We start from the raw sequence: 22398 nt of genomic DNA, 5'->3' as shown, positions 1-22398 counted from the left end.
AAACAATACAGAATATGATTTGTATATATACTATACCCAATATATGCTCTTAAATATCAGCTTAATCGTAGTTTCTTTTTTAGCAATGGAATTTGTTGCCTGGTTTACCCATAAGTTTATCATGCATGGAATTCTTTGGTCCTGGCATGAAGATCATCACAAACCGCATCAAATGAAAACGGGTTTTTGGGAAAAGAATGACCGGTTCTTTTTGGTCTTTGCCATCCCTTCTATGATTTGTTATATGGCCGGATCCTACTTTCCTGATTTTCGGTTTTTGCTATTTATAGGAATTGGAATCTCTATTTACGGTCTCTGTTATTTTCTGGTTCATGATGTGTATATCCATCGAAGATTTAACTGGTTTAAGCAATTGGACAGTCCGTATTCCAAGGCTGTATTAAAAGCCCATGGCGCCCATCATGCCAAGCAAACCAAAGAAGATTGCGAATCTTTCGGAATGTTGCTGGTGAATCCTCGTTACTTCTCCAAAAAGAAAAAAGCTACAGCCAACTAAGAAACAGGCTGAGGTGGATTTATTTTGATAAGACCTGTTTCATTGTAATGCCAATATCGGCTGGAGATTGGACCACATGAATTCCACAGGCTGCCATCACTGCCATTTTTGCTTCTGCGGTATCTGCGGCCCCACCTATAATGGCTCCTGCGTGGCCCATTTTACGTCCTTTGGGTGCCGTTTGTCCGGCAATAAATCCAACTACCGGTTTCGTACCATATTCTTTAATCCATTCGGCAGCTTCGGTTTCCATGTTTCCACCGATCTCACCAATCATAATGATGCCTTCGGTTTGATAATCTGCCATCAATAATTGGACAGCCTCCAGGGTGGTGGTTCCAGGAATTGGATCTCCTCCAATGCCTATACAAGTAGATTGTCCCATTCCGGCTTTTGTGACTTGATCTACGGCTTCATAAGTCAAAGTTCCAGAACGGGATATGATTCCAATATGTCCTTTTTGATGAATGAACCCTGGCATAATACCAATTTTCGCCTCACCCGGGGTAATGATTCCAGGACAATTTGGACCAATAAGCCGGCATGGATAATTTTTGAGATATTCCTTAACCTTTACCATGTCTTGAACGGGTACACCTTCTGTAATGCAAACGATTACACCGATTCCAGCTTCTGCAGCCTCCATAATTGCATCCGCAGCAAACGCTGGAGGAACAAATATGATTGAAGTGTTTGCGTCCGCCTTTTTAACTGCGTCTAACACTGTATTAAAAACAGGACGGTCTAAATGGGTTTGCCCACCTTTACCAGGTGTTACCCCGCCAATTACATTGGTACCGTAAGCAATCATTTGTTCTGCGTGAAAACTACCTTCCTTTCCTGTAAAACCCTGAACCAAGACCCTTGAATGGGATCCAACCAATACCGCCATGTTGTTAAATTGTATTTACTGTTTCTCGATTATAAACACATCCTCATCAGATTTGGACATGTAATACTTTTCGCGCGCAAATTTCTCATAATTATTCTCAAAATCACGTTTATCGTCGCGAACTTTTACGATTAATTTTAGAAATTCATCCCGCTCCTTTTCAAGCGATGTAAGATTCGAGTAAATTTTTAGGGCAACGGGTATCCTGTATTGATCAAAAAAATACATATAGACAAGGAATGACACTGCTGTCAACCAATACTTATGGATCGAAATCCAATGAGGTAGATAGGTAATTAAGGGGATCGTTTTCTTCTTCTGAGACACAATCACAGGAATATTAGGCAAATATATATACTATTTATTTATCAAATATCATTTTGCCCGGATAATATGCCTGATTATCCAATTCTTCCTCAATTCGGAGCAGTTGATTGTATTTAGCGACCCGGTCGGAACGGGATAATGAACCTGTTTTAATTTGCCCGCAGTGAAGTGCAACCGCCAAATCAGCAATGGTTGTATCCTCTGTTTCGCCAGAACGGTGACTCATCACGCACTTAAATGAGTTGCTTTGTGCTAATTGAACGGCATCGATGGTTTCGGTTAAGGTTCCAATTTGGTTGAGTTTAATTAATACCGCATTGGCAGCATGGAGTGAGATCCCTTGTTGGATTCGCTTTGGATTGGTAACAAACAAATCATCACCAACCAATTGAATCTTATGTCCAATAGCTTTTGTCAATGCAATCCAGGCATTCCAATCGTCTTCAGCTAAAGCATCTTCGATCGATACAAGCGGATAATTAGCCGCTAAGCGTATCCAATAATCGACCATCTGTTCGCTACTCAAAGACCTTCCATCCGATTTATGAAAAACATATCTTTGTGTTTTCTCATCAAAAAGTTCAGATACGGCCGGATCCATTGCCAGTGCAATGTCTTGTCCTGCTTTATAGCCCGCTTTATCTATAGCAAGCATGATCAGATCCAAGGCTTCTTCATTCGTGTTGAGAGCAGGAGCAAAACCTCCTTCATCCCCAACATTGGTTGAAAAGCCTTTCGATTTTAAAACGGCTTTCAAATTGTGAAAAACTTCTGAGCCCATCCGCAAAGCTTCTGCAAACGTTGAAGCTCCAACGGGTGCTATCATGAATTCCTGAAAATCGAGCTTATTGTCTGCATGGGCACCTCCGTTTACGATATTCATTAAAGGGACCGGGAGTGTATGGGCATTCACCCCACCTATATATTTGTAAAGAGGAAGATTTGCTTCTGTTGACGCTGCTTTTGCAACTGCCAATGAAATTCCCAGGATCGCATTGGCTCCAAATCTGGATTTGTTTTCAGTTCCATCCGCTTCAATCATTGTTTTATCAATTGCACGTTGCTGAGAAACGTCCATTCCAAGAATTTCCTCGGCAAGCTCTTCCTCAATGAATTGACATGCTTTGAGCACTCCTTTTCCTAAAAATTTAGTTTGATCTCCATCCCTCAATTCAACGGCTTCATGTTTTCCTGTTGATGCTCCTGAAGGAACCGCAGCGCGTTCTACAATTCCAAATTCAGTTTCTACTTCAACTTCAACAGTTGGAAATCCCCTACTGTCCAAAATTTGCCTTGCACGGATATCTATGATCTCACTCATGTATTAAACTTTCTTGGTTTAGTTTCGCTGTATTTTGATAAAACTGTTTAAACAAGTACCTTGAATCATGCGGACCCGGCCCAGCTTCCGGATGGTATTGCACACTAAAAACAGGCAAAGTTTTATGACGTATTCCTTCAACCGACTGATCATTTAAATTGATGTGGGTTAATTCAATTTCAGAATTGTGTTTTACAATATCTTCCTGTTTTACTGAAAATCCATGATTTTGACTTGTGATTTCACCCAATCCACTGATTAAGTTCTTTACAGGATGGTTGGTTCCACGATGTCCATGATGCATTTTAAATGTAGAGACACCTAAAGCCAGATTTACCAATTGATGACCCAGGCAAATTCCAAAGACTGGTTTCCTGGTTGCAATCATGGCTGTTACCGTATCAATGGCATATTCCATAACTTCAGGATCTCCTGGACCATTGGACAAGAAATAGGCATCTGGATTCCATGCATTAATTTCCTGGATGGTGCTTTTTGCTGGAAATACTTTTATATAAAAACCCATGATTTCAAGTTGCTTCAAGATGGATTTTTTTATACCATAATCCATTGCTGCCAATCGCAGTTTACTTTCTGGATTCCCAATTAAGTAAGCTGTTTCTGTACTTACTTTGGAAGCCAATTCGAGGCCTTCCATGTTAGGTACACTATCTAAAAATTTTGCTAATTCTTTAATTTCACTTAGTTCTGTAGATATGACCGCATTCATAGCACCATGAATCCGGATATGTCGTACCAAAGCTCTGGTATCAATGCCATGAATGCAGATAACGCCATTTCTTTCGAGATAATCATTTAGATTTTCTTCAGCTTGCGTCCGACTCAGATGCCATGAAAAATTTCGACAAACCAAACCCCGTATTTGAACATTTGCAGATTCTGCTTCATTATGAATAATTCCATAATTTCCAATATGAACATTGGTATTAATCATTATCTGACCGTAATAACTAGGATCGGTATAGATTTCTTGATAACCGGTCATCCCGGTATTGAAACAAATCTCAGCTCCAAAAGTACCTGTTTTACCTGCTGCAAAGCCTTTGAAATAGGTACCGTCTTGTAAAAGCAGCCATGCATTTTGAGTAGAGCTGGTTGGCATATAAATAAATTATATTAGATTTTCACAAATATATAAAGCATTCTTTGAATGCTGATTGTTTTTGTATGTACAAAAAAAAAGCGGCTAAAGCCGCTTTAAAATTATTCCTTCTCATCAGAGACAACAGTCCCGCCGGTTTCAACCGATGGAGTGGCTGAATCTGATTTTTTTGTCCGGCCTCTACGAGTCTTTTTAATTTCAGCAGCTGGTGCTTTTGACTGCGAAGCAGAAATCATGATGTCGTTAAAATCAACCATTTCAATCATGGCCATTTCAGCTCCATCCCCTTTTCTAAATCCTGTACGGATTACACGGGTATAACCACCTGGTCTGGTAGCAATTTTACCTGCAACCGTTCCAAATAATTCTGTGATTGAATCTTTATCCTGCAAATAGCTAAATACCGTTCTTCTTGAATGGGTGGTATTGCTTTTTGATTTAGTCATTAAGGGTTCAATAAATACTCTCAATGCTTTTGCTTTCGCAAGCGTTGTATTAATACGCTTGTGCTTAATTAAAGCAGATGCCAGGTTTCTTAAAAGAGCTACCCGATGTCCTTTTTTTCTGCCTAAATGATTAAATGCTTTTCCGTGTCGCATGCTATTAGTTTATACTCCGCGTTTAAAAATTAATCTTCGTCCAATTTATATTTGGATAGATCCATTCCGAAACTCAGGTTTTTAGTTTGTAATAATTCTTCAATTTCCACCAATGATTTTTTTCCGAAATTCCGGAATTTTAACAATTCATGTGTGTCATACTTAACCATTTCTGCCAATGAATTAATTTTAGCAGCTTTTAAGCAATTGTAAGCACGAACTGATAAATCTAAATCTTCTAAAGGTGTTTTTAATAATTTACGCATATGAAGAACGTGTTCATCAACAATCGTATCTTCTTTACGTACTGCATCTTCGAATGTAATGTTTTCATCTGTAATCAGCATCAAATGCTGAATCATAATTCGAGCAGCTTCTTTTACAGCTTCTTCTGGATGAATCGTACCATCGGTTCTAACTTCCAGGATTAATTTTTCGTAATCCGTTTTTTGTCCAACCCTGGTATTTGAAATGCTGTAAGTTACTTTTTGTATCGGCGTGTAAATGGCATCGACAGGAATGATTCCAATTGGTAAATCCTTAGTAATCATTTCATCTGCTGGCATATATCCACGGCCTTTCGAAATGGTTAATTCCAATTCTAAATTCACAAAAGGCTCCATTCTACAAATAATCAAGTCTGGATTGGTAACTTTAAAAACATTGGTACTGTTTTCAAGGTCTCCTGCTGTAAATTTATCTTTACCACTGATGGTGATGTAAATTTTTTCTTCTTTGATGGTATTTACATCCATCAATGGTTTCAACCGAACCTGTTTCAGATTCAGGATGATTTCAACCACATCTTCCATTACTCCTTTAATGGTAGCAAATTCGTGTTCAACGCCGGCAATACGTACGTTTGAAATTGCAAATCCTTCAAGGGACGACAAGAGAATTCTTCTTAAGGAATTTCCGATTGTTTGTCCGAATCCAGGTTCCAACGGCTTAAATTCAAAAGTACCTTCAAAGTCGGTTGATTTTTGAAGAATGATTTGATCCGGCTTTTGAAAGTTAAGAATACTCATGCTGTGAACGTTTTTATTATTAATAGGATTACTTAGAATACAACTCGACAATCAATTGTTCGTTGATTGGTTCAGGTACCTGCTCGCGATTAGGATATTGAAGAAATTTACCCTCCATCTTATCAGCATTCCATTCCAACCAAGGAAATTTGCGTGTATCGGTTTTTTGAGCAACTTGGTGCTTAATGAATTCCAATCCTTGAGATTTTCCTCTTACAGTTAATACATCACCCGGTTTTAAACGGAATGATGGAATATTGACCAATTTTCCATTTACATTGATGTGACGGTGTGAAACCATTTGACGAGCCCCTTTCCGGGTTGGAGCAATCCCCATACGATAAACGGTATTATCCAGACGAGCTTCCAAATATTGGAATAAGTTTTCACCAGTTACACCTTCTTTCTTATGTGCATCATGGAAGATATTTCTAAACTGACGTTCTAAAACGCCATAGGTATATTTAGCTTTTTGTTTTTCAATCAGCTGCAAAGCATAGTTTGATTTTTGCTTCTTTTTACGGGAAGGACCATGTTGCCCCGGAGCATATTTTTTCTTTTCAAAAGACTTATCATAACCAGTCAAAGACTGACCGAAGGATCTTGATTTTTTAGTAACCGGGCCTGTATATCTCGCCATATCTTAATTTCTACTATTGTAAGGATTATACTCTACGATGTTTAGGAGGTCTGCAACCATTATGCGGAATCGGTGTCGTGTCGATAATTTTAGTGATTTTAATCCCGGAACTATCCAATGCTCTTATGGCAGCTTCACGACCTGAACCAGGACCTTTTACAAATACTTCCGCAGAGCGCATACCGGCATCAAATGCAGTAGCCGCAGCTGTATTTGCAGACATTTGTGCAGCGAATGGGGTATTCTTTTTTGAACCTCTGAAACCAGATCTACCGGCACTTGACCACGAAATAACTTCACCTGCTTTATTGCACAATGAAATAATGATATTGTTAAAAGTAGCCTGAATGAATGCAATTCCATCAGAATCAACTTTAACTTTTCTCTTTTTAACCTTTTTTCCTTTTGCCATAAATGAATGGAATAAATAATATTACTTGGTTGCTTTTTTCTTGTTTGCTACAGTTTTACGCTTTCCTTTTCTGGTACGCGCATTGGTTTTTGTACGCTGACCACGAACCGGAAGTCCTTTTCTGTGACGAATTCCACGGTAACATGCAATGTCCATTAATCGTTTAATACTTAATTGAACATCTGATCGAAGTTCCCCTTCGACCTTAATCTCTTCCTGAATCAATTTTGCAATTGATTGGACTTGATCATTTGACCATTCCTGAACCCGGACACTTTCTCCGATCCCAACTTTGGACAATATGTTTTTAGCAGTTGTGGAACCTATCCCATAGATATAGGTTAAGCCTACAACTCCTCTTTTATTTCTTGGTAAATCAACCCCTGCAATACGTGCCATAGAATTTCTTGTTTTGAATTAACCTTGACGTTGTTTGAATTTAGGATTTTTCTTGTTGATTATATACAACTTCCCTTTCCGACGTACAAACTTGCAGTCAGCTGTTCTTTTTTTAATGGAGGTTCTTACTTTCATTTCTTTTTATTTATATCTATAGGTAATTCTCCCCCTTGACAAGTCGTATGGGCTCATTTCAACCGATACTTTGTCACCGGGAAGAATTCTTATATAATTCATCCGCATTTTGCCCGAAATTGTCGCAATTATAAGATGATCGTTCTGAAGTCTTACCCTAAACATGGCATTTGAAAGTGCTTCTTCTATCGTACCATCCTGGGTAATCAGGTTCTTTTTGGTCATCTTAAAATTTTCGGAGTGCAAATATCTATCTTTTTAATCAATTTTTGTCAATTCTATGTTATTTTTCACAGATTTTTCAATGATTTTGTGATCTGAAAGCTTTTCTCCCCCATCTCTTCGCACCGTAATGGTGTGTTCGAAATGTGCGGAAGGTTTTTTATCCTGAGTCACCATGGTCCAACCGTCTTTAAGTTGCTTGACCCTCCGGGTACCCAAATTAATCATGGGTTCTATCGCAATGACCAATCCTTCTTTTAAAACCAGCCCTCGACCCTTTTTTCCAAAATTTGGAATCTCCGGGGGTTCATGTAATTGTTTACCAATTCCGTGCCCAACCAATTCCCGAACAACTCCATAGCCATATTTTCCTTCTGTATGATCTTGTATGGCCTGACTGATGTCTCCCACCCGGTTTCCAAATTTGGCTTCCTGGATTCCGAGTTCTAAAGATTCTATCGTCACCTTCAATAATTGGATAATTTCAGGGGCGACTTCTCCCACCATAAAGGTGTAAGCTGAATCTCCATAAAAACCATTCAAACACACTCCACAATCTACTGAAACGACATCTCCACTTTTTATAGGCTCCTTTGAGGGTATTCCATGTACCACCTGTTCATTAATGGAAATACATAAACTGGCAGGAAAACCGTGAAAACCCTTAAATGCAGGAAATGCTTTATGATCTCTTATATATTCTTCTGCTTTTTTATCCAATGCCAAACCAGAAATTCCTGGTTTTAGAATACTTGCAATTTCTGCTAAGGTCTCAGAAACCAGCAGCGAACTTATCCGCATAATTTCGATTTCCTCTTCTGTTTTGAGGTAAATCATCCAATATTCAATTAACCGTTTACAATCGGACCCACTCCTTGACTAAAGCGTCCTTCGATCCTTCCTGATTTAACCAAACCATCGTATTTTCTCATAAGTAGGTAAGATTCAACCTGTGACAAGGTGTCTAATATAACCCCTACCATGATCAGAACAGAAGACCCTCCAAAGAATCTTGCAAATTGTGGATTTACACCAAATACCACTGCAATGGAAGGAAGTATTGTCAAAAATCCCAGGAAAATAGCTCCTGGTAATGTGATTCTTGTAGTCGTTGTATCAATGTATTCCTCAGTATCCTCTCCTGGTTTAATTCCCGGAATAAATGCATTCTGCCGTTTAAGATACTCGGCGTAATTCTGAGGATTCACAATCAATGCTGTATAAATATATGTAAACCCAACAACCAGTATGAAAGTCAGAAAATTATGCCAAAACCCATAAGGATCTGTCAAGGTATGCATGATGCCTGTTGTTCCTAATGTAGGGTCCGAAGTCATGTATTGCACTGCAGTTAAAGGCAGGAACAATATAGCCTGGGCAAAAATGATTGGCATTACACCGGCTGCATTTACTTTAAGTGGAATGTAATCCCGGTTGGTAGCCATGGGCATCGAACCGGTACCTCTTCCTACCATTCTCTTTGCAAACTGTATGGGTATTTTTCTAACCCCCTGAATAACCAAAATCGTGGCTATTATAATCAGGAATAGAATGATGATCTCCAATAAAAAGAGCAAAAATGACTGTGAATTCAATTCAAATGCAAACGCAGAAGGTAAGGATGCAATAATCCCGATCATGATGATCAACGAAGTACCGTTTCCAATTCCGCGATCTGTAATCCGCTCACCCAGCCACATACAGAATACGGTACCTGTAGCCAAAATGATGCTATTGGAAAACCAGAAAATGAATGCACTCACATTTGGATCAACCGCACCCATGGATTTTACATAGGTCAAATACCCACCACCCTGCACAAGGGTTATAAATACCGTTAGAATCCTAGTGATTTGACTTAATTTCTTACGTCCGGACTCACCCTCTTTTTGTTGGAGTCTTTGAAAATATGGAACTGCGAAACCCAATAACTGAACGATAATGGAAGCCGTGATATAGGGCATAATACCCAAAGCAAAAATTGATGCTTTATCAAATGCTCCACCGGTATAACTATTGATTAAACCAAATAAGCTATTCGCGCTATTTGATGCTTTTTGATTCAGTATTGAAGGGTCAACTCCCGGCAATACGATAAAAGAACCTACTCTGAAAATTATAAGCAAGGTAAGTGTATAAACAATCTTATCCCTTAGCTCTTGAATGCTCCAGATATTCTTTAAAGTTTCAATTAATTTTTTCATTCAAAAAAGTTAAATGAGTTCGATGGATCCACCTGCTGCTTCAATTTTGGTTTTAGCAGAAGCAGTACATGCATGAACTCTTAATTTGAAAGCCTTAGTAATTTCTCCACGTCCCAAAATTTTTATTTTGTCATTGACATTAAAAATTTTGTTTGAATTAAAAAATTCCTGATTGATTTCAGTTACCTGATATCTTTCTGCATAGTTAGAAAGTGTATCAAGGTTTACTTCCTTATAATTAATCCGGTTAATGTTTCTAAATCCAAATTTCGGAATACGTCTTTGAAGTGGTGTTTGACCCCCTTCAAAACCTTTAGTAGTTGTTGCCCCGGAACGGGCTTTCATACCCTTATGTCCTTTTCCAGAGGTTCCTCCGTGACCGGATCCTTCACCTCTTGCAATACGTTTTTCCTTATGGATGGCTCCTTTAGCCGGTTTAAGATTGTGTAATTCCATGATACTTATATCTTTTCAACTTGAACAAGATGTTTAACTTTATTAACCATTCCCAAGATCTGCGGCGTTGATTCAACTTCAACAGAATCATGAGGGTTTCTTAATCCCAATGCTCTAATGGTTAATTTTTGTCTTTCGCTCGTTTTAATAACGCTTTTAGACTGTGTAATTTTTATCTTTCCCATGATTCAATACTAAATTATTAACCTTCAAATACTTTTATCAATTCAATTTTACGCTGCTTCGCAACTTCATAGGGACTTCTGATTTTAGTCAGTGCATCCAGGGTTGCTTTTACCACATTGTGTGGATTGGAAGAACCAATTGATTTTGCTAATACGTTATGAATTCCGGCAATTTCCAAAACAGCGCGCATCGCTCCACCTGCTATAACTCCTGTTCCATCTGCAGCTGGCTTTATGAATACACGACCGGCGCCGAATTTTCCTTTTTGTTCATGTGCAATAGTCCCTTTTTGAATTGGAACTTTGATTAAATTTTTCTTTGCATCATCTACTGCTTTAGAAATTGCATCAGAAACTTCTCTGGCTTTTCCAATTCCCTGACCTACAATACCGTGGCCATCCCCTACAACAACCAATGCCGAAAAGCTGAAGGTTCTACCTCCTTTGGTAACTTTTGCTACCCTGTTTAAGTTAACCAGTTTTTCTTTTAGTTCCGTTTCACCAGCTGCCTTAACTCGTACTACATGCGATTTTGCCATGATCTTTATTATAGAAATTTAATTTTAAAAATTTAATCCACCTTCACGGGCTCCTTCAGCCAATGCTTTAATTCTACCATGATATAAAAATCCACCGCGATCAAAAACGACTGCATCGATATTTATACTTTTAGCTTTGCTGGCAATTAAGGTTCCAACCTTTTTTGCAAGATCACTTTTGCTTGCTTTTCCCAAGCTTTTATCACTGGATGAAGCTGCGCACAAAGTTTTACCTACGGTGTCATCAATAAGTTGACAATAAATTGCCGTATTGCTTTTAAATACCGCCAATCTCGGACGCTCCGGAGTTCCGATAACTGATTTGCGAATTCTAAATCTTATCTTTTGACGTTGTGTATCTTTATTTTTTTTCATGTCAATCGAATTAACGATTAAAAAACTAATTATTATTTACCTGCAGATTTACCAGCTTTTCTACGAAGAACTTCACCAGCAAATTTGATCCCTTTCCCTTTAAATGGTTCAGGTGCTTTTAATGAACGAATTTTAGCACAGATCTGACCGATTAATTGCAAATCAGAACCTTTTAATATTATTTTAGGATTCGATCCTTTTTCAGTAATCGTTTCCACTTTTAATTCACTTGGTATATAAAACAGGATTGGATGTGAATAACCAATAGACAATTCCAATAAATTTCCTGTATTTGAAACCCTGAAACCAACACCGACCAATTCCATCTGTTTTGTAAAGCCTTCATTGACGCCAGTAACCATATTGCTTACCAGAGCACGGGTTAATCCATGAAGCGATTTATGTCTCTTTTGTTCAGTTGGTCTACTGATGGTGATATTTCCATCTTCCGTTGTGACTTTCATATCCGGATCAATCGCCTGAGTCAGTGACCCTTTAGGACCTTTAACCGTAACCGTCGCTTTATCAATTTTAATTTCCACTCCCTTTGGGATTGGAATCAGCTTTTTTCCTATTCTTGACATGTTAAATCAATTTATTAATATATGTAACAAAGTACTTCTCCACCGACATTTTCTCTCTTTGCTTCTTTATCAGTTAAAAGTCCTTTTGAAGTTGAAACAATGTATATTCCAAGACCGCTTATAATACGTGGTAATTCATCCACATTGCTATAAACTCTTTTTCCTGGTTTACTAACACGTTTTAATTCTCTTATAATGGGTAATTTTGATACAGGATCATATTTCAAGGCAATGCGAATTAAACCCTGCTTGTTTTCAGAATCCTCAAATTTATATTTTAAAATATAACCACTTTTATAGAGTATTTCCGTAATCGCTTTCTTTGTATTGGATGCAGGAATATCTACAATCCGGAAACCAGCTAACTGCGCATTGCGAATTCTGGTTAGGTAATCTGCGATTGAATCTGTTACAATTGACATAATACTAATTTATAAATTTTAAATTACCAACTTGCTTTTACGATACCAGGTATTTTTCCATCTAAGGCCATCAAACGAAATACATTTCGCGATAATCCGAAACGACGCATAAACCCTTTTGGACGACCGGTGAGACCGCATCGGTTTTTTAAACGTACCGGAGATGCATCTCTAGGTAATTTTGAAAGTCCATCATAGTCATGGTCTTTTTTAAGTTGAGCACGAACATCATGGTATTTTGCTACCACACGTTCACGCTTTGCCTGTCTTGCTATAATTGATTTTTTAGACATAAAAACGAAACTTAAATTTTTTGATTTTTAAAAGGCATACCCATATGTTTTAGCAATTCAAAAGCTTCTGCATCGGTTTTTGCTGTTGTAACAAACGTGATGTCCATTCCTGCAATCTTATTAATTTTATCTAAATCGATTTCAGGAAAAATGATTTGTTCAGTAATCCCTAGTGTATAATTTCCTCTCCCATCAAAACTGTTATCAGAAATCCCTCTAAAGTCACGAACTCGAGGTAAGGCTACTGTAATGAGACGATCCATAAATTCATACATCCGGTCACTTCTCAACGTTACTTTTGCGCCAATGGGCATTTTTTCTCTTAACTTAAAGTTAGAGATTGCTTTTTTAGATTGAGTAGGAACTGCTTTCTGACCAGAGATCGTTGTGATTTCATTTACGGCAATATCCACTAGTTTTTTATCCTGAGTTGCACTTCCGACTCCTTGATTAATGCTTATTTTCACCAATTTAGGTGCTTGCATAATAGAAGAGTATTGAAATTTTTCCATCAATACCGGAACTACATTTTTTTGATAATGTGCTTTAAGTCTGTTTATGTAACTCATCACTTAATTATTTCACCTGATTTTTTAGAAACACGTACTTTTTGGTCATTGCGAATCTCATAACCTACCCGTGTTGGTTTTCCACTCTTTGGGTCTAACAAAGACAAATTAGAAATGTGAATTGGAGCTGAAAATTCTACAATTCCACCGGGGTTATTGTTTGTAGGTTTCATATGTTTTTTAACAATATTGATCCCTTCAACAACTGCCCTGTTTTTTTCACTTACAATCTGGCTTACGATTCCTTCCTTTCCTTTATTGGAACCGGAAATGACCCGGATTTTATCGCCTTTTTTTATTTTAAATTTCATAATTCCTATTCAAATTAATCTTGTAAAATAATCAGAGTACTTCTGGAGCTAATGAAACAATACGCATGTAATCTTTTTCACGAAGCTCCCGTGCAACGGGTCCGAAAATACGTGTACCCCTTGGTTCGTCAGCAGCATTTAAGAGTACTACCGCATTATCATCGAACCTAATATAAGAGCCGTCTTTACGACGAATTTCTTTTTTAGTTCGAACAATCACCGCTTTTGAAACAGTACCTTTTTTTACACCTCCTGGTGTAGCTGATTTTACCGTTACAACGATTTTATCACCAATAGAAGCATATCTTCTTTTGGTTCCACCCAACACACGAATACAGAGTACTTCTTTTGCACCACTATTATCCGCTACGTTTAGTCTTGATTCTTGTTGTATCATCGCTGCTTAAATTTATTATTCTCCTTTCTTAATAATTTCTATGAGTCTCCAGCATTTATTCTTGCTGAGCGGTCTGGTTTCCATAATACGAACCAAATCGCCTATTGTACATTCATTGTTTTCATCATGAGCAAAATATTTTTTACTCTTATTCATTCGTTTGCCATACTTGTCATGCAACAAACTTCGCTCAACCTTTACTGTGATGGTTTTGGCCATTTTATTGCTACTGACCACTCCAACTTTTTGCTTTCGAAGATTTCTTTCCATTATAATTGCGTATTATGCTTGTACTGTTGATCGTTTAGTTAATTCAGTTTTCATCATAGCTATTTCTCTTCTTAAAAAGAGGATTTGCTTTGGATTTTGCAGCCCTTTTACTTTGTGCTCCAGTTTTAATGAATGCAATTGTTTTAAAGCTCCGGTAAGATCTTTTTCAAGCGTCTCTTGATTCATTCCGGTAAATACTTCATATTTTCTTAATGCCATGTCAGTTTATTTAAGCGGTTGCAAGATTTTGAAATTCTCTTCGTACAATCGTTTTCGTTTTTATTGGTAATTTTTGAGCTGCAAGGGCAAAAGCTTCTACAGCTACATTATAAGGAATGCCGTCCATTTCAAAAAGGATGGTACCAGGTTTAATTACAGCTACATAATGATCCAAGGCTCCTTTACCTTTTCCCATACGAACCTCTGCAGGTTTGGATGTGATGGGTTTATCTGGAAAAATTCGAATCCAAACTGTTCCTTCCCTTTTCATATGTCTGGTCATCGCCACCCTCGCGGCTTCAATTTGCCGACTGGTTAAACGAGCAGAATCCATTGATTTTAAGCCAAATGTGCCAAAAGCTATGGTACTTCCACGGTGAGCCATTCCCTTATTTCTTCCTTTCTGCTGTTTCCTGTATTTCAGGCGCTTTGGTTGTAACATGATCTTATTTTTAAAAAAAGAGTCGCAAAATTACGATAAATTATTAAACCTATTTTCTTCGTCCACGGTCTCCACCTCCGCCTCTACGATTATCACCTCCACGATCACTTCCTCCTCTACGGTCTCCGCGATCACCTCCACGATCTCCCCGGTCATTTCCACCTCTCCGATTTCCACCACCCATTCCTGGTTTGGTTTCCTTCTTTTCTAATCCAACCAATGGAGAAAGATCTCTTTTTGCAAACACCTCCCCTTTACAAATCCAGGTTTTAATTCCTATTTTTCCATAAACGGTTTGTGCTTCTTTAATAGAATAATCAATATCCGCACGAAACGTATGCAATGGGATCCGTCCTTCTTTGTATTCTTCAGAACGAGCCATCTCCGCTCCATTTAAACGACCGGAAATTCTAATTTTAATCCCTTCAGCTCCTGCACGCATAGTTGATTGAATTGCCATTTTAGCGGCTCTTCTATAGTTGATACGAGATTCAATTTGTTTAGCAATTGATTCTGCAACGATCGCAGCATCCAATTCAGGTTTACGAATTTCAATGATATTGATTTGAATATCCTGATTGGTGAGTTTTTTCAATTCCTCACGCAAGCTATCTACTTCACTACCTCCTTTACCAATGATAATACCTGGTCTTGATGTTTGAATGGACACTGTAATTCTCTTCAGTGTTCGTTCAATGATCACTCTGGCGACTCCTCCTTTGGCGATACGTGCATTTAAATAGATTCGGATTTTTTCATCTTCCACTACTTTTTGTGCAAAGTTTCTACCACCAAACCAATTGGATTCCCAGCCTCGGATAATACCTAAGCGATTGCCTATCGGATTTGCTTTTTGACCCATTGAGAATTTATTTTAAATTTTAATTTTCTGATTGTGTATTAATAGCCTGACTCCCTGCAACAATAAGTGTAACATGGTTTCTGCGTTTGCGAATTCTATGTGCACGTCCGTGAGGTGCGGGTTGAAATCGTTTGATAACCATACCCCCATCGACAAATGCTGTTTTAACATAAAGTTTTGCTGCTTCCGCACCGCCTTCTCCATGTTTCTGCTCCCAGTTATTGATGGCAGAAAGCAACAACTTCTCAAGCCATATTGATGCTTCCTTTTTGGTAAACTTCAATATATTGAGTGCGTCGTTTACATTTTTACCTCTGATCAAATCCACCACAAGTCTCATTTTTCTTGGAGACATTGGGCAGTTTCTCAATTTGGCTACAGCTTCCATATTATTTATTTTGCTTTATTTAAGTTTATCTGTTACCTGCGTGTGATCTAAATGTACGCGTTGGAGAAAATTCACCTAATTTATGTCCAACCATATTTTCTGTCACATAAACCGGAACAAACGTTTTTCCATTATGTACCGCAATGGTTTCACCAACCATATCCGGAATAATCATAGAAGCCCTGCTCCAGGTTTTGATCACGGCTTTTTTACCGGCTCCTTTTGATTTTTGGATCTTTTCCATCAACTTATGATGTACAAATGGACCTTTTTTAATTGATCTTGCCATAGGAATTCCTATTAATTAGTTGTTTTTCTTCTTGTAATAATAAGTTTAGACGATTGCTTATTCCGCGATCTGGTTTTTGCTCCTTTTGCAAATTGACCATTTCTGGAACGAGGATGACCTCCGGATGCACGTCCTTCACCTCCACCCATTGGGTGATCGACTGGGTTCATTGCAACCCCTCTGGTGCGTGGTCTCCAACCAAACCATCTGTTTCTACCTGCTTTCCCTACTACTTCCAAACTGTGATCTGGATTTGAAGTAGATCCAATGGTTGCTTTACAGGTTGTTAAAATTCTTCGGATTTCTCCAGAAGGCATTTTAATGACTGCATAGCGATCTTCTTTTCCCATCATCGTTGCAGCAGTACCGGCACTACGCACCAATGTAGCCCCTTGTCCAGGATGCAATTCAATGGCATGAATACTGGAACCGAGTGGAACATCTCCGAGAAACAGGGTATTTCCTATATCAGGAGTTGCAGTTTTTCCACTTAAAATTTTTGCTCCAACTTTTAATCCATGGGGTGCTACAATGTATCGTTTTTCCCCATCTGCATAATTGATCAATGCAATATGTGCTGAACGGTTTGGATCGTATTCAATCGTTTTCACAGTTCCCGGAATACCATCCTTGTCTCTGTGAAAATCAATTTTACGGTATTGCTTTTTATGACCACCTCCACGATTTCTCATAGTCCGGTGACCCTGATTATTTCTTCCGCCCGTTGAAGAGATACTTTCTACCAAAGATTTTTCAGGACGATCGGTAGTTAACTCTTCATGAGTCAGCTGCACGCGAAAACGCATGCTGGGCGTAATGGGATTTAATTTTTTAACTGGCATAGTCTGATTTAATTAATACTATTCACCAAATATGTTTATTTCATCACCTGCTTTCAAGGTAACCATTGCTTTTTTATAGGATGGCTTGCGTCCTTTAATCACGGCATTTCTGGAGTTTCGGGATTTTGCCTTACCGGGCATCATCAAAGTATTTACTGATTCTACAGAAACATTATACATTTTCTCAATTGCTTTTGATACTTCAATTTTATTGACATCTCTTGCAACCACAAATGTGTATTGATTTTTTTTGGTAGAAAGTTTCTCAGCTTTCTCCGTAATCATTGGTCTTATAATTATTTGCTTCATGATTCTAATAATTTATGCAAGCGTTTCTGCTATTTTAGAAATACTAGATTCCAACAACACCAGTTTTTTGCAATTTAAAATATCATAGGTACTTAAATCCTTTGCTACTTGTAAAGCAGCATATGGAATGTTTCTTGAAGACAGGTGAATATTCTCATTATAGTCAGGTGTAACAAACAAGGATTTAACATTCACCATATTCAGATTTTTTACAATTCCTACAAACTCGCTTGTTTTAGGAGCATTGATGTTAAAATCTTCAACGACTACAATTCCATTAGCAGAAGCTTTTTGAGAAAGCGCTGATTTTCTGGCTAATACCTTTACTTTCTTGTTCAACTTTTGAGAATAATCTCTTGGATGTGGTCCGAAGGCGCGACCTCCTCCTTTAAACATGATATTTTTCATTGAACCTGCTCTGGCTCCACCGGTTCCTTTTTGTCGTTTAATTTTCCGAGTTGATCTTGAAACCGCATGACGTTCTTTGGAATCATGTGTTCCCTGACGTTGGTTTGCCAAATACTCTTTTACCGACAGGTACAAGACATGCTCATTTGGTTCAATTCCAAAAACACTATCAGGAAGTTCGATACTTCTTCCTGTGCTGGAACCATTTATACTAAGTATATCCAATTTCATGCGATTACTTTTTTTCTATGATAACAATAGAGCCTTTGTGACCTGGAATGGCTCCTTTAACCAATAATAAATTCTTATCTGCCAAAATGCGAGCAATTTTCAAATTCCGCACTTTAATGTTGTCAGTTCCTGTTTGTCCAGCCATGCGTAAACCTTTAACCACTTTTGATGGATAGGATGATGCACCAATTGAACCCGGAGCCCGTTGTCTGTTATGTTGACCGTGTGTAGCATTTTGAACTCCACCAAACCCATGTCTTTTAACCACACCTTGAAATCCTTTTCCTTTTGATACACCAGAAGCATGTACGGTATCCCCTTCATTAAAGATGTCCATCAAACTTACTTCTTCGCCAAGCCCTTTATTCAAAGGACAATCCCTGAATTCAAATGAATTCTTCTTTGGGCCTGTATTTGCTTTAGCAAAGTGCCCGGTTATGGCTCTGTTGGCATTTTTTGCCTTTGCTTCACCATAAGAAAACTGTAAAGCAGAATAACCATCTGATTCTTCTGTTTTAACTTGAGTGACCACGTTTGGAGAAACTTCTACAACAGTACAGGCAATAAATTTACCGTCTGCACCATAGATACTGGTCATTCCGATTTTCGTTCCAATTATTCCATTCACGATACGTGATATTTTAATTGTTTTTAAATCACCTTTCCAACAAGTGAAAAGATGCTGAATAAAAAATTAGGATTAATAATGGATCAGGATAATTTAACCTGAATATCCACCCCGCTCGGCAATTCGAGTTTTGACAATGCATCCACCGTTTTATTAGTGGGTGTGTAAATCTCGATAAGGCGCTTGTGCGTCCGAAGTTGAAACTGCTCCCGAGCTTTTTTATTCACGTGTGGCGAGCGCAACACGGTAAATATTTCTTTCTCAGTTGGCAGCGGAATCGGACCGGCAACTACAGCACCGCTGTTGCGCACGGTTTTTACAATTTTCTCCGTACTTTTATCAACCAGGTTATGGTCGTAAGAACGAAGTTTGATCCGAATTTTTTGATTCATGCCTATTACTAATTTGTTTTTTATTTATTTATTAAACGTTTTATACTTTAACTGAACCTTTTGCCTTTGCAATTACCTCTTCCGCAATTTGCTTTGGTACCGGTGCATAATGTGAAAATTCCATGGTCGAACTGGCACGGCCAGATGTAATGGTACGCAATTGTGTAACGTATCCAAACATTTCTGACAGAGGCACATCAGCTTGAATGGCAACAGCGCCACCCATTCTTTGCTCTTGACCTTTAGGCATCCCCCGACGACGGTTTAAGTCCCCAATAACCGGACCAACATAATCTTCAGGTGTGATTACCTCTAATTTCATAATCGGTTCCATTAACTGTGGACCTGTTTTAGGTGCAGCTTCCCGGAAACCATCCTTTGCACACAATTCAAATGCTTGTGGCTTAGAGTCAACCGCGTGCATAGATCCATCATAAACCCTGATTTTCATGTTTTCGATGTTATAGCCCGCCAGAATTCCGCTATTCATCATCGAATCAAATCCCTTGGTAATAGGAGCTATGTACGTTTTATCAATGGCTCCACCATACACATCCCAAACAAACTGCATCCGGGTCTTGCCATTTTTATATTCATCACTTTCAAGAAACGCCTCATCCGCAGGGCCAATTTCAAATTCCATATCGGCAAACATACCAGAACCTCCAGTTTGCTTTTTGAGTCGCTCCCTATGGGAAATGGTTTTGGTAAGTGTTTCTTTATAATTTACTTGAGGAGCTCCCTGATTGCATTCAACACTAAACTCTCTTCTTAAACGATCTACAATAATTTCCAGGTGTAATTCCCCCATACCACTAATAATAGTCTGGCCGGTGTTTTCATCTGTAAATACTCTAAACGTTGGATCTTCTTCAGCCAATTTTGCCAAAGACATCCCTAATTTATCTTGATCCTTTTGTGTTTTTGGTTCAATAGCAATGGAAATAACCGGTTCAGGGAAATTCATTGCTTCAAGAATAATTGGATGATTTTCATCACAAAGCGTATCTCCAGTTTTGATATCTTTAAAACCAACGGCCGCAGCAATGTCACCAGCTTCGATAGAATCAATTGATTTACGGTCATTTGCGTGCATCAGAAATATCCTTGATATCCGCTCTTTATCCATATTGACCCGGTCCTTTTCAGAACGCACTTTCATCACGTAGGAACCTGCATCCAGTTTTCCGGAATAAACCCGCATAAATACAAGTCTTCCAACAAATGGGTCAGTTGCTACTTTAAAAGCCAGGGCCGCAAATGGCTCTGTTACTGATGGTTTTCTCCATAATTCTTCATCTGTTTTCGGGTGTGTTCCTTTAACAGCTTCCACATCCAATGGAGAAGGTAAAAATGCACAAACAGCATCTAATACCGCCTGAACTCCTTTATTTTTAAAAGCAGAACCACACAGCATGGGTACGAATTTCATATCGCAAACCGCAGCACGGATTGCCTTGATCATTTCTTCTTCTGTAATGCTGTCTGGATTGTCAAAAAATTTGACCATCAGATCATCATCATATTCTGCAATCGATTCTATTAATTCCTGACGACAGGTATGAACTTGTTCAGCAATATCTGCTGGAATCGGAATTTCCTGATACGTCATGCCACGAGATTCTTCATCCCAAACAATGGCCTTATTTGTTATTAAATCAACAACTCCTTTAAAATGCTCTTCTGAACCGATTGGAACTTGTAATGGAACTGCTTTAGAGCCTAACATGGATTTTACCTGACTGACGACATTAAAAAAGTCAGCACCCTGTCTATCCATTTTATTAACGAATCCCAAACGTGGCACCTTATAATTGTCGGCTAATCTCCAGTTCGTTTCACTTTGAGGTTCTACCCCATCAACGGCACTAAATAAGAACACAAGTCCATCCAATACCCTTAAAGACCGGTTAACCTCGACGGTAAAGTCTACGTGACCCGGCGTATCGATGATATTTACAATATATGGAGAATTTTTCCAATTCCAATTGGTCTGAGTAGCTGCTGAAGTAATGGTAATTCCACGCTCTTGCTCCTGGGCCATCCAGTCCATGGTTGCGGCACCATCGTGAACCTCTCCAATTTTATGAGTGAGCCCGGTATAATATAATATACGTTCGGTAGTAGTTGTTTTGCCTGCGTCAATGTGTGCTGCAATCCCTATGTTTCTCAAATATTTTAAATCCCTTGACATTCCTACTTACTTAATATTATATTGAATTACGATTTAAAATGGGCAAATGCACGATTGGACTCAGCCATTTTATGGGTGTCTTCACGTTTTTTAACGGCTGCACCTTCATTTTTACTTGCAGAAATAACCTCATTGGCTAATTTGTCTGCCATACCTTTTCCAGCACGTGCTCTGGAATATTTAATCAACCACTTAATAGCAGTAGATATTTTTCTGGCCGGACGCATTTCCTGTGGAATTTGAAAAGTGGCCCCACCAATACGTTTTGGCTTTACCTCAATATGAGGCATCACATTATTAAGAGCTCTTTGCCAAACTTCATGCGGATTTTCAGTTGTTTTTGATTCAACTGTATCCATAGCCTTATAGAATATGTTATAGGCGGTACTTTTTTTACCTTCCCAAATCATATTATTTACGAATTGAGTTACCAGTGGATCATTGAAACGCGGGTCGGCTTCTATAATTCGTTTCTTTGGTTTATGTTTTCTCATGGACTATTGAAAAAGAGATTTTATCAAATTATTTTTTTGGCATTTTAGAACCATACTTTGAGCGACTTTTTTTCCGGTTGTTTACTCCGGCAGTATCTAAGGCACCCCGCACAATGGTATAACGTACTCCAGGAAGATCTTTTACCCTACCCCCTCTTACTAACACAATAGAGTGCTCTTGAAGATTATGGCCTTCTCCTGGTATATAACATATTACTTCAATGCCGTTGGTCAAACGAACTTTGGCCACTTTACGCAAAGCGGAATTTGGCTTTTTGGGGGTTGTAGTATATACTCTGGTGCAAACTCCCCTTTTTTGAGGGTTGGATTGCAGTGCACGAGATTTACTTTTGTACACAACTTTTTCCCTTCCTTTCCGAATTAGCTGGTTAATAGTAGGCATAAATTGGCTTGTACTTAATTTTAATATTTTATATATAACAGATTTTCAACACCTTATGACATACCTATCCCATAAGG

The 22398-nt window shown here is 38.4% G+C and carries 38 protein-coding genes; 1 reads left to right on the top strand and 37 read right to left on the bottom strand.

The features are described from left to right. Nucleotides 1-43 precede the first annotated feature (43 nt). Nucleotides 44-517, top strand: coding sequence for a sterol desaturase family protein (locus tag IPJ80_11035; GenBank protein ID MBK7914022.1), 474 nt, complete (start codon nucleotides 44-46; stop codon nucleotides 515-517). Nucleotides 518-536: 19 nt separating this feature from the next. Here the strand turns inward: IPJ80_11035 and sucD are convergent, their stop codons facing one another. The 37 genes from sucD to IPJ80_10850 all read right to left on the bottom strand — a co-directional run bounded on the left by sucD (nucleotide 537) and on the right by IPJ80_10850 (nucleotide 22321). Next, nucleotides 537-1409, bottom strand: coding sequence for a succinate--CoA ligase subunit alpha (gene sucD, locus IPJ80_11030; GenBank protein ID MBK7914021.1), 873 nt, complete (start codon nucleotides 1407-1409; stop codon nucleotides 537-539). A 15-nt stretch (nucleotides 1410-1424) separates the two neighbouring features. Then, nucleotides 1425-1757: a septum formation initiator family protein gene (locus IPJ80_11025; protein MBK7914020.1), complete on the bottom strand. Its 333-nt coding sequence runs from the start codon at nucleotides 1755-1757 to the stop codon at nucleotides 1425-1427. A gap of 13 nt (nucleotides 1758-1770) precedes the next feature. Beyond that, nucleotides 1771-3057 (bottom strand): phosphopyruvate hydratase, encoded by a 1287-nt coding sequence (eno, locus tag IPJ80_11020; GenBank protein ID MBK7914019.1) that lies wholly within the window; start codon nucleotides 3055-3057, stop codon nucleotides 1771-1773. After that, the gene (gene carA, locus IPJ80_11015; protein MBK7914018.1) at nucleotides 3050-4180 is read right to left on the bottom strand and encodes a glutamine-hydrolyzing carbamoyl-phosphate synthase small subunit; all 1131 of its coding nucleotides are present in this window, start codon (nucleotides 4178-4180) and stop codon (nucleotides 3050-3052) included. Before carA ends, eno begins: the two co-directional genes overlap by 8 nt. 101 nt (nucleotides 4181-4281) lie before the next feature. Next, nucleotides 4282-4779: a 50S ribosomal protein L17 gene (gene rplQ, locus IPJ80_11010; GenBank protein ID MBK7914017.1), complete on the bottom strand. Its 498-nt coding sequence runs from the start codon at nucleotides 4777-4779 to the stop codon at nucleotides 4282-4284. Between the two features lie 29 nt (nucleotides 4780-4808). Then, a complete protein-coding gene (locus tag IPJ80_11005; GenBank protein MBK7914016.1) occupies nucleotides 4809-5807 on the bottom strand; it encodes a DNA-directed RNA polymerase subunit alpha in 999 nt (332 codons plus the stop codon). A gap of 28 nt (nucleotides 5808-5835) precedes the next feature. Continuing rightward, nucleotides 5836-6447, bottom strand: a complete 612-nt coding sequence (gene rpsD, locus IPJ80_11000) for a 30S ribosomal protein S4 (GenBank protein ID MBK7914015.1) — start codon at nucleotides 6445-6447, stop codon at nucleotides 5836-5838. A gap of 25 nt (nucleotides 6448-6472) precedes the next feature. Then, nucleotides 6473-6859 (bottom strand): 30S ribosomal protein S11, encoded by a 387-nt coding sequence (gene rpsK, locus IPJ80_10995; GenBank protein MBK7914014.1) that lies wholly within the window; start codon nucleotides 6857-6859, stop codon nucleotides 6473-6475. Nucleotides 6860-6880: 21 nt separating this feature from the next. Continuing rightward, a complete protein-coding gene (gene rpsM / locus IPJ80_10990; protein ID MBK7914013.1) occupies nucleotides 6881-7258 on the bottom strand; it encodes a 30S ribosomal protein S13 in 378 nt (125 codons plus the stop codon). A gap of 18 nt (nucleotides 7259-7276) precedes the next feature. After that, complete coding sequence (rpmJ, locus tag IPJ80_10985) at nucleotides 7277-7393, bottom strand: 50S ribosomal protein L36 (protein ID MBK7914012.1); 117 nt, start codon at nucleotides 7391-7393, stop codon at nucleotides 7277-7279. Between the two features lie 6 nt (nucleotides 7394-7399). Then, a complete protein-coding gene (infA, locus tag IPJ80_10980) occupies nucleotides 7400-7618 on the bottom strand; it encodes a translation initiation factor IF-1 (GenBank protein MBK7914011.1) in 219 nt (72 codons plus the stop codon). 33 nt (nucleotides 7619-7651) lie between these two features. Further along, nucleotides 7652-8452: a type I methionyl aminopeptidase gene (gene map, locus IPJ80_10975; GenBank protein MBK7914010.1), complete on the bottom strand. Its 801-nt coding sequence runs from the start codon at nucleotides 8450-8452 to the stop codon at nucleotides 7652-7654. Between the two features lie 11 nt (nucleotides 8453-8463). Further along, nucleotides 8464-9819, bottom strand: a complete 1356-nt coding sequence (secY, locus tag IPJ80_10970) for a preprotein translocase subunit SecY (protein MBK7914009.1) — start codon at nucleotides 9817-9819, stop codon at nucleotides 8464-8466. A gap of 9 nt (nucleotides 9820-9828) precedes the next feature. Continuing rightward, nucleotides 9829-10275: a 50S ribosomal protein L15 gene (gene rplO / locus IPJ80_10965; protein MBK7914008.1), complete on the bottom strand. Its 447-nt coding sequence runs from the start codon at nucleotides 10273-10275 to the stop codon at nucleotides 9829-9831. A 5-nt stretch (nucleotides 10276-10280) separates the two neighbouring features. Continuing rightward, nucleotides 10281-10460, bottom strand: a complete 180-nt coding sequence (gene rpmD, locus IPJ80_10960; GenBank protein MBK7914007.1) for a 50S ribosomal protein L30 — start codon at nucleotides 10458-10460, stop codon at nucleotides 10281-10283. Between the two features lie 17 nt (nucleotides 10461-10477). Beyond that, nucleotides 10478-10999, bottom strand: coding sequence for a 30S ribosomal protein S5 (gene rpsE, locus IPJ80_10955; protein ID MBK7914006.1), 522 nt, complete (start codon nucleotides 10997-10999; stop codon nucleotides 10478-10480). Between the two features lie 24 nt (nucleotides 11000-11023). After that, nucleotides 11024-11380 (bottom strand): 50S ribosomal protein L18, encoded by a 357-nt coding sequence (rplR, locus tag IPJ80_10950; GenBank protein MBK7914005.1) that lies wholly within the window; start codon nucleotides 11378-11380, stop codon nucleotides 11024-11026. 26 nt (nucleotides 11381-11406) lie between these two features. After that, complete coding sequence (gene rplF, locus IPJ80_10945) at nucleotides 11407-11958, bottom strand: 50S ribosomal protein L6 (protein MBK7914004.1); 552 nt, start codon at nucleotides 11956-11958, stop codon at nucleotides 11407-11409. A 14-nt stretch (nucleotides 11959-11972) separates the two neighbouring features. Beyond that, complete coding sequence (rpsH, locus tag IPJ80_10940; protein ID MBK7914003.1) at nucleotides 11973-12380, bottom strand: 30S ribosomal protein S8; 408 nt, start codon at nucleotides 12378-12380, stop codon at nucleotides 11973-11975. A gap of 23 nt (nucleotides 12381-12403) precedes the next feature. Continuing rightward, on the bottom strand, nucleotides 12404-12673 hold the full coding sequence (rpsN, locus tag IPJ80_10935) for a 30S ribosomal protein S14 (protein MBK7914002.1): 270 nt from the start codon (nucleotides 12671-12673) through the stop codon (nucleotides 12404-12406). An 11-nt stretch (nucleotides 12674-12684) separates the two neighbouring features. Continuing rightward, nucleotides 12685-13233, bottom strand: coding sequence for a 50S ribosomal protein L5 (rplE, locus tag IPJ80_10930; GenBank protein ID MBK7914001.1), 549 nt, complete (start codon nucleotides 13231-13233; stop codon nucleotides 12685-12687). Between the two features lie 8 nt (nucleotides 13234-13241). Continuing rightward, on the bottom strand, nucleotides 13242-13553 hold the full coding sequence (rplX, locus tag IPJ80_10925; GenBank protein MBK7914000.1) for a 50S ribosomal protein L24: 312 nt from the start codon (nucleotides 13551-13553) through the stop codon (nucleotides 13242-13244). Between the two features lie 31 nt (nucleotides 13554-13584). After that, a complete protein-coding gene (rplN, locus tag IPJ80_10920; GenBank protein MBK7913999.1) occupies nucleotides 13585-13950 on the bottom strand; it encodes a 50S ribosomal protein L14 in 366 nt (121 codons plus the stop codon). A 15-nt stretch (nucleotides 13951-13965) separates the two neighbouring features. Then, nucleotides 13966-14223, bottom strand: coding sequence for a 30S ribosomal protein S17 (gene rpsQ / locus IPJ80_10915; protein MBK7913998.1), 258 nt, complete (start codon nucleotides 14221-14223; stop codon nucleotides 13966-13968). Between the two features lie 9 nt (nucleotides 14224-14232). Beyond that, nucleotides 14233-14439: a 50S ribosomal protein L29 gene (gene rpmC, locus IPJ80_10910; GenBank protein ID MBK7913997.1), complete on the bottom strand. Its 207-nt coding sequence runs from the start codon at nucleotides 14437-14439 to the stop codon at nucleotides 14233-14235. A gap of 10 nt (nucleotides 14440-14449) precedes the next feature. Then, nucleotides 14450-14881, bottom strand: coding sequence for a 50S ribosomal protein L16 (gene rplP, locus IPJ80_10905; protein ID MBK7913996.1), 432 nt, complete (start codon nucleotides 14879-14881; stop codon nucleotides 14450-14452). A 49-nt stretch (nucleotides 14882-14930) separates the two neighbouring features. Further along, nucleotides 14931-15743 (bottom strand): 30S ribosomal protein S3, encoded by an 813-nt coding sequence (gene rpsC, locus IPJ80_10900; GenBank protein MBK7913995.1) that lies wholly within the window; start codon nucleotides 15741-15743, stop codon nucleotides 14931-14933. 19 nt (nucleotides 15744-15762) lie between these two features. After that, nucleotides 15763-16131: a 50S ribosomal protein L22 gene (gene rplV, locus IPJ80_10895; protein MBK7913994.1), complete on the bottom strand. Its 369-nt coding sequence runs from the start codon at nucleotides 16129-16131 to the stop codon at nucleotides 15763-15765. A 25-nt stretch (nucleotides 16132-16156) separates the two neighbouring features. After that, nucleotides 16157-16420 carry a 30S ribosomal protein S19 gene (rpsS, locus tag IPJ80_10890; GenBank protein MBK7913993.1) on the bottom strand — a complete coding sequence of 88 codons (264 nt, stop codon included), beginning with the start codon at nucleotides 16418-16420 and terminating at the stop codon, nucleotides 16157-16159. Nucleotides 16421-16431: 11 nt separating this feature from the next. Continuing rightward, entirely contained in the window at nucleotides 16432-17262 is an 831-nt protein-coding gene (rplB, locus tag IPJ80_10885; protein MBK7913992.1) for a 50S ribosomal protein L2, read from the bottom strand. 18 nt (nucleotides 17263-17280) lie between these two features. After that, complete coding sequence (gene rplW, locus IPJ80_10880; protein ID MBK7913991.1) at nucleotides 17281-17571, bottom strand: 50S ribosomal protein L23; 291 nt, start codon at nucleotides 17569-17571, stop codon at nucleotides 17281-17283. Between the two features lie 12 nt (nucleotides 17572-17583). Beyond that, nucleotides 17584-18210: a 50S ribosomal protein L4 gene (gene rplD / locus IPJ80_10875; GenBank protein ID MBK7913990.1), complete on the bottom strand. Its 627-nt coding sequence runs from the start codon at nucleotides 18208-18210 to the stop codon at nucleotides 17584-17586. Between the two features lie 4 nt (nucleotides 18211-18214). Further along, on the bottom strand, nucleotides 18215-18838 hold the full coding sequence (rplC, locus tag IPJ80_10870; GenBank protein MBK7913989.1) for a 50S ribosomal protein L3: 624 nt from the start codon (nucleotides 18836-18838) through the stop codon (nucleotides 18215-18217). An 83-nt stretch (nucleotides 18839-18921) separates the two neighbouring features. Next, nucleotides 18922-19230, bottom strand: coding sequence for a 30S ribosomal protein S10 (rpsJ, locus tag IPJ80_10865; GenBank protein MBK7913988.1), 309 nt, complete (start codon nucleotides 19228-19230; stop codon nucleotides 18922-18924). 40 nt (nucleotides 19231-19270) lie between these two features. Further along, on the bottom strand, nucleotides 19271-21424 hold the full coding sequence (fusA, locus tag IPJ80_10860) for an elongation factor G (protein ID MBK7913987.1): 2154 nt from the start codon (nucleotides 21422-21424) through the stop codon (nucleotides 19271-19273). A gap of 26 nt (nucleotides 21425-21450) precedes the next feature. Beyond that, a complete protein-coding gene (gene rpsG, locus IPJ80_10855; protein ID MBK7913986.1) occupies nucleotides 21451-21918 on the bottom strand; it encodes a 30S ribosomal protein S7 in 468 nt (155 codons plus the stop codon). Nucleotides 21919-21946: 28 nt separating this feature from the next. Next, on the bottom strand, nucleotides 21947-22321 hold the full coding sequence (locus IPJ80_10850) for a 30S ribosomal protein S12 (GenBank protein ID MBK7913985.1): 375 nt from the start codon (nucleotides 22319-22321) through the stop codon (nucleotides 21947-21949). Between the last annotated feature and the right edge of the window lie 77 nt (nucleotides 22322-22398).

The organism is Saprospiraceae bacterium, from assembly GCA_016714025.1.
Lineage (GTDB): Bacteria > Bacteroidota > Bacteroidia > Chitinophagales > Saprospiraceae > Vicinibacter.
The sequence above is the reverse complement of the archived record's forward strand: the minus strand, read 5'-3'. Positions and strand labels throughout refer to the sequence as shown.

Coding starts and splice junctions, on each gene's coding strand:
- IPJ80_11035 (MBK7914022.1), top strand. CDS start 44: ATGCTCTTAAATATCAGCTTAATCGTAGTTTCTTTTTTAGCAATGGAA.
- sucD (MBK7914021.1), bottom strand. CDS start 1,409: ATGGCGGTATTGGTTGGATCCCATTCAAGGGTCTTGGTTCAGGGTTTT.
- eno (MBK7914019.1), bottom strand. CDS start 3,057: ATGAGTGAGATCATAGATATCCGTGCAAGGCAAATTTTGGACAGTAGG.
- carA (MBK7914018.1), bottom strand. CDS start 4,180: ATGCCAACCAGCTCTACTCAAAATGCATGGCTGCTTTTACAAGACGGT.
- rplQ (MBK7914017.1), bottom strand. CDS start 4,779: ATGCGACACGGAAAAGCATTTAATCATTTAGGCAGAAAAAAAGGACAT.
- IPJ80_11005 (MBK7914016.1), bottom strand. CDS start 5,807: ATGAGTATTCTTAACTTTCAAAAGCCGGATCAAATCATTCTTCAAAAA.
- rpsD (MBK7914015.1), bottom strand. CDS start 6,447: ATGGCGAGATATACAGGCCCGGTTACTAAAAAATCAAGATCCTTCGGT.
- rpsK (MBK7914014.1), bottom strand. CDS start 6,859: ATGGCAAAAGGAAAAAAGGTTAAAAAGAGAAAAGTTAAAGTTGATTCT.
- rpsM (MBK7914013.1), bottom strand. CDS start 7,258: ATGGCACGTATTGCAGGGGTTGATTTACCAAGAAATAAAAGAGGAGTT.
- rpmJ (MBK7914012.1), bottom strand. CDS start 7,393: ATGAAAGTAAGAACCTCCATTAAAAAAAGAACAGCTGACTGCAAGTTT.
- infA (MBK7914011.1), bottom strand. CDS start 7,618: ATGACCAAAAAGAACCTGATTACCCAGGATGGTACGATAGAAGAAGCA.
- map (MBK7914010.1), bottom strand. CDS start 8,452: ATGATTTACCTCAAAACAGAAGAGGAAATCGAAATTATGCGGATAAGT.
- secY (MBK7914009.1), bottom strand. CDS start 9,819: ATGAAAAAATTAATTGAAACTTTAAAGAATATCTGGAGCATTCAAGAG.
- rplO (MBK7914008.1), bottom strand. CDS start 10,275: ATGGAATTACACAATCTTAAACCGGCTAAAGGAGCCATCCATAAGGAA.
- rpmD (MBK7914007.1), bottom strand. CDS start 10,460: ATGGGAAAGATAAAAATTACACAGTCTAAAAGCGTTATTAAAACGAGC.
- rpsE (MBK7914006.1), bottom strand. CDS start 10,999: ATGGCAAAATCGCATGTAGTACGAGTTAAGGCAGCTGGTGAAACGGAA.
- rplF (MBK7914004.1), bottom strand. CDS start 11,958: ATGTCAAGAATAGGAAAAAAGCTGATTCCAATCCCAAAGGGAGTGGAA.
- rpsH (MBK7914003.1), bottom strand. CDS start 12,380: ATGTCAATTGTAACAGATTCAATCGCAGATTACCTAACCAGAATTCGC.
- rpsN (MBK7914002.1), bottom strand. CDS start 12,673: ATGTCTAAAAAATCAATTATAGCAAGACAGGCAAAGCGTGAACGTGTG.
- rplX (MBK7914000.1), bottom strand. CDS start 13,553: ATGAAATTTAAAATAAAAAAAGGCGATAAAATCCGGGTCATTTCCGGT.
- rplN (MBK7913999.1), bottom strand. CDS start 13,950: ATGATACAACAAGAATCAAGACTAAACGTAGCGGATAATAGTGGTGCA.
- rpmC (MBK7913997.1), bottom strand. CDS start 14,439: ATGGCATTAAGAAAATATGAAGTATTTACCGGAATGAATCAAGAGACG.
- rplP (MBK7913996.1), bottom strand. CDS start 14,881: ATGTTACAACCAAAGCGCCTGAAATACAGGAAACAGCAGAAAGGAAGA.
- rpsC (MBK7913995.1), bottom strand. CDS start 15,743: ATGGGTCAAAAAGCAAATCCGATAGGCAATCGCTTAGGTATTATCCGA.
- rplV (MBK7913994.1), bottom strand. CDS start 16,131: ATGGAAGCTGTAGCCAAATTGAGAAACTGCCCAATGTCTCCAAGAAAA.
- rpsS (MBK7913993.1), bottom strand. CDS start 16,420: ATGGCAAGATCAATTAAAAAAGGTCCATTTGTACATCATAAGTTGATG.
- rplB (MBK7913992.1), bottom strand. CDS start 17,262: ATGCCAGTTAAAAAATTAAATCCCATTACGCCCAGCATGCGTTTTCGC.
- rplW (MBK7913991.1), bottom strand. CDS start 17,571: ATGAAGCAAATAATTATAAGACCAATGATTACGGAGAAAGCTGAGAAA.
- rplD (MBK7913990.1), bottom strand. CDS start 18,210: ATGAAATTGGATATACTTAGTATAAATGGTTCCAGCACAGGAAGAAGT.
- rpsJ (MBK7913988.1), bottom strand. CDS start 19,230: ATGAATCAAAAAATTCGGATCAAACTTCGTTCTTACGACCATAACCTG.
- fusA (MBK7913987.1), bottom strand. CDS start 21,424: ATGTCAAGGGATTTAAAATATTTGAGAAACATAGGGATTGCAGCACAC.
- rpsG (MBK7913986.1), bottom strand. CDS start 21,918: ATGAGAAAACATAAACCAAAGAAACGAATTATAGAAGCCGACCCGCGT.
- IPJ80_10850 (MBK7913985.1), bottom strand. CDS start 22,321: ATGCCTACTATTAACCAGCTAATTCGGAAAGGAAGGGAAAAAGTTGTG.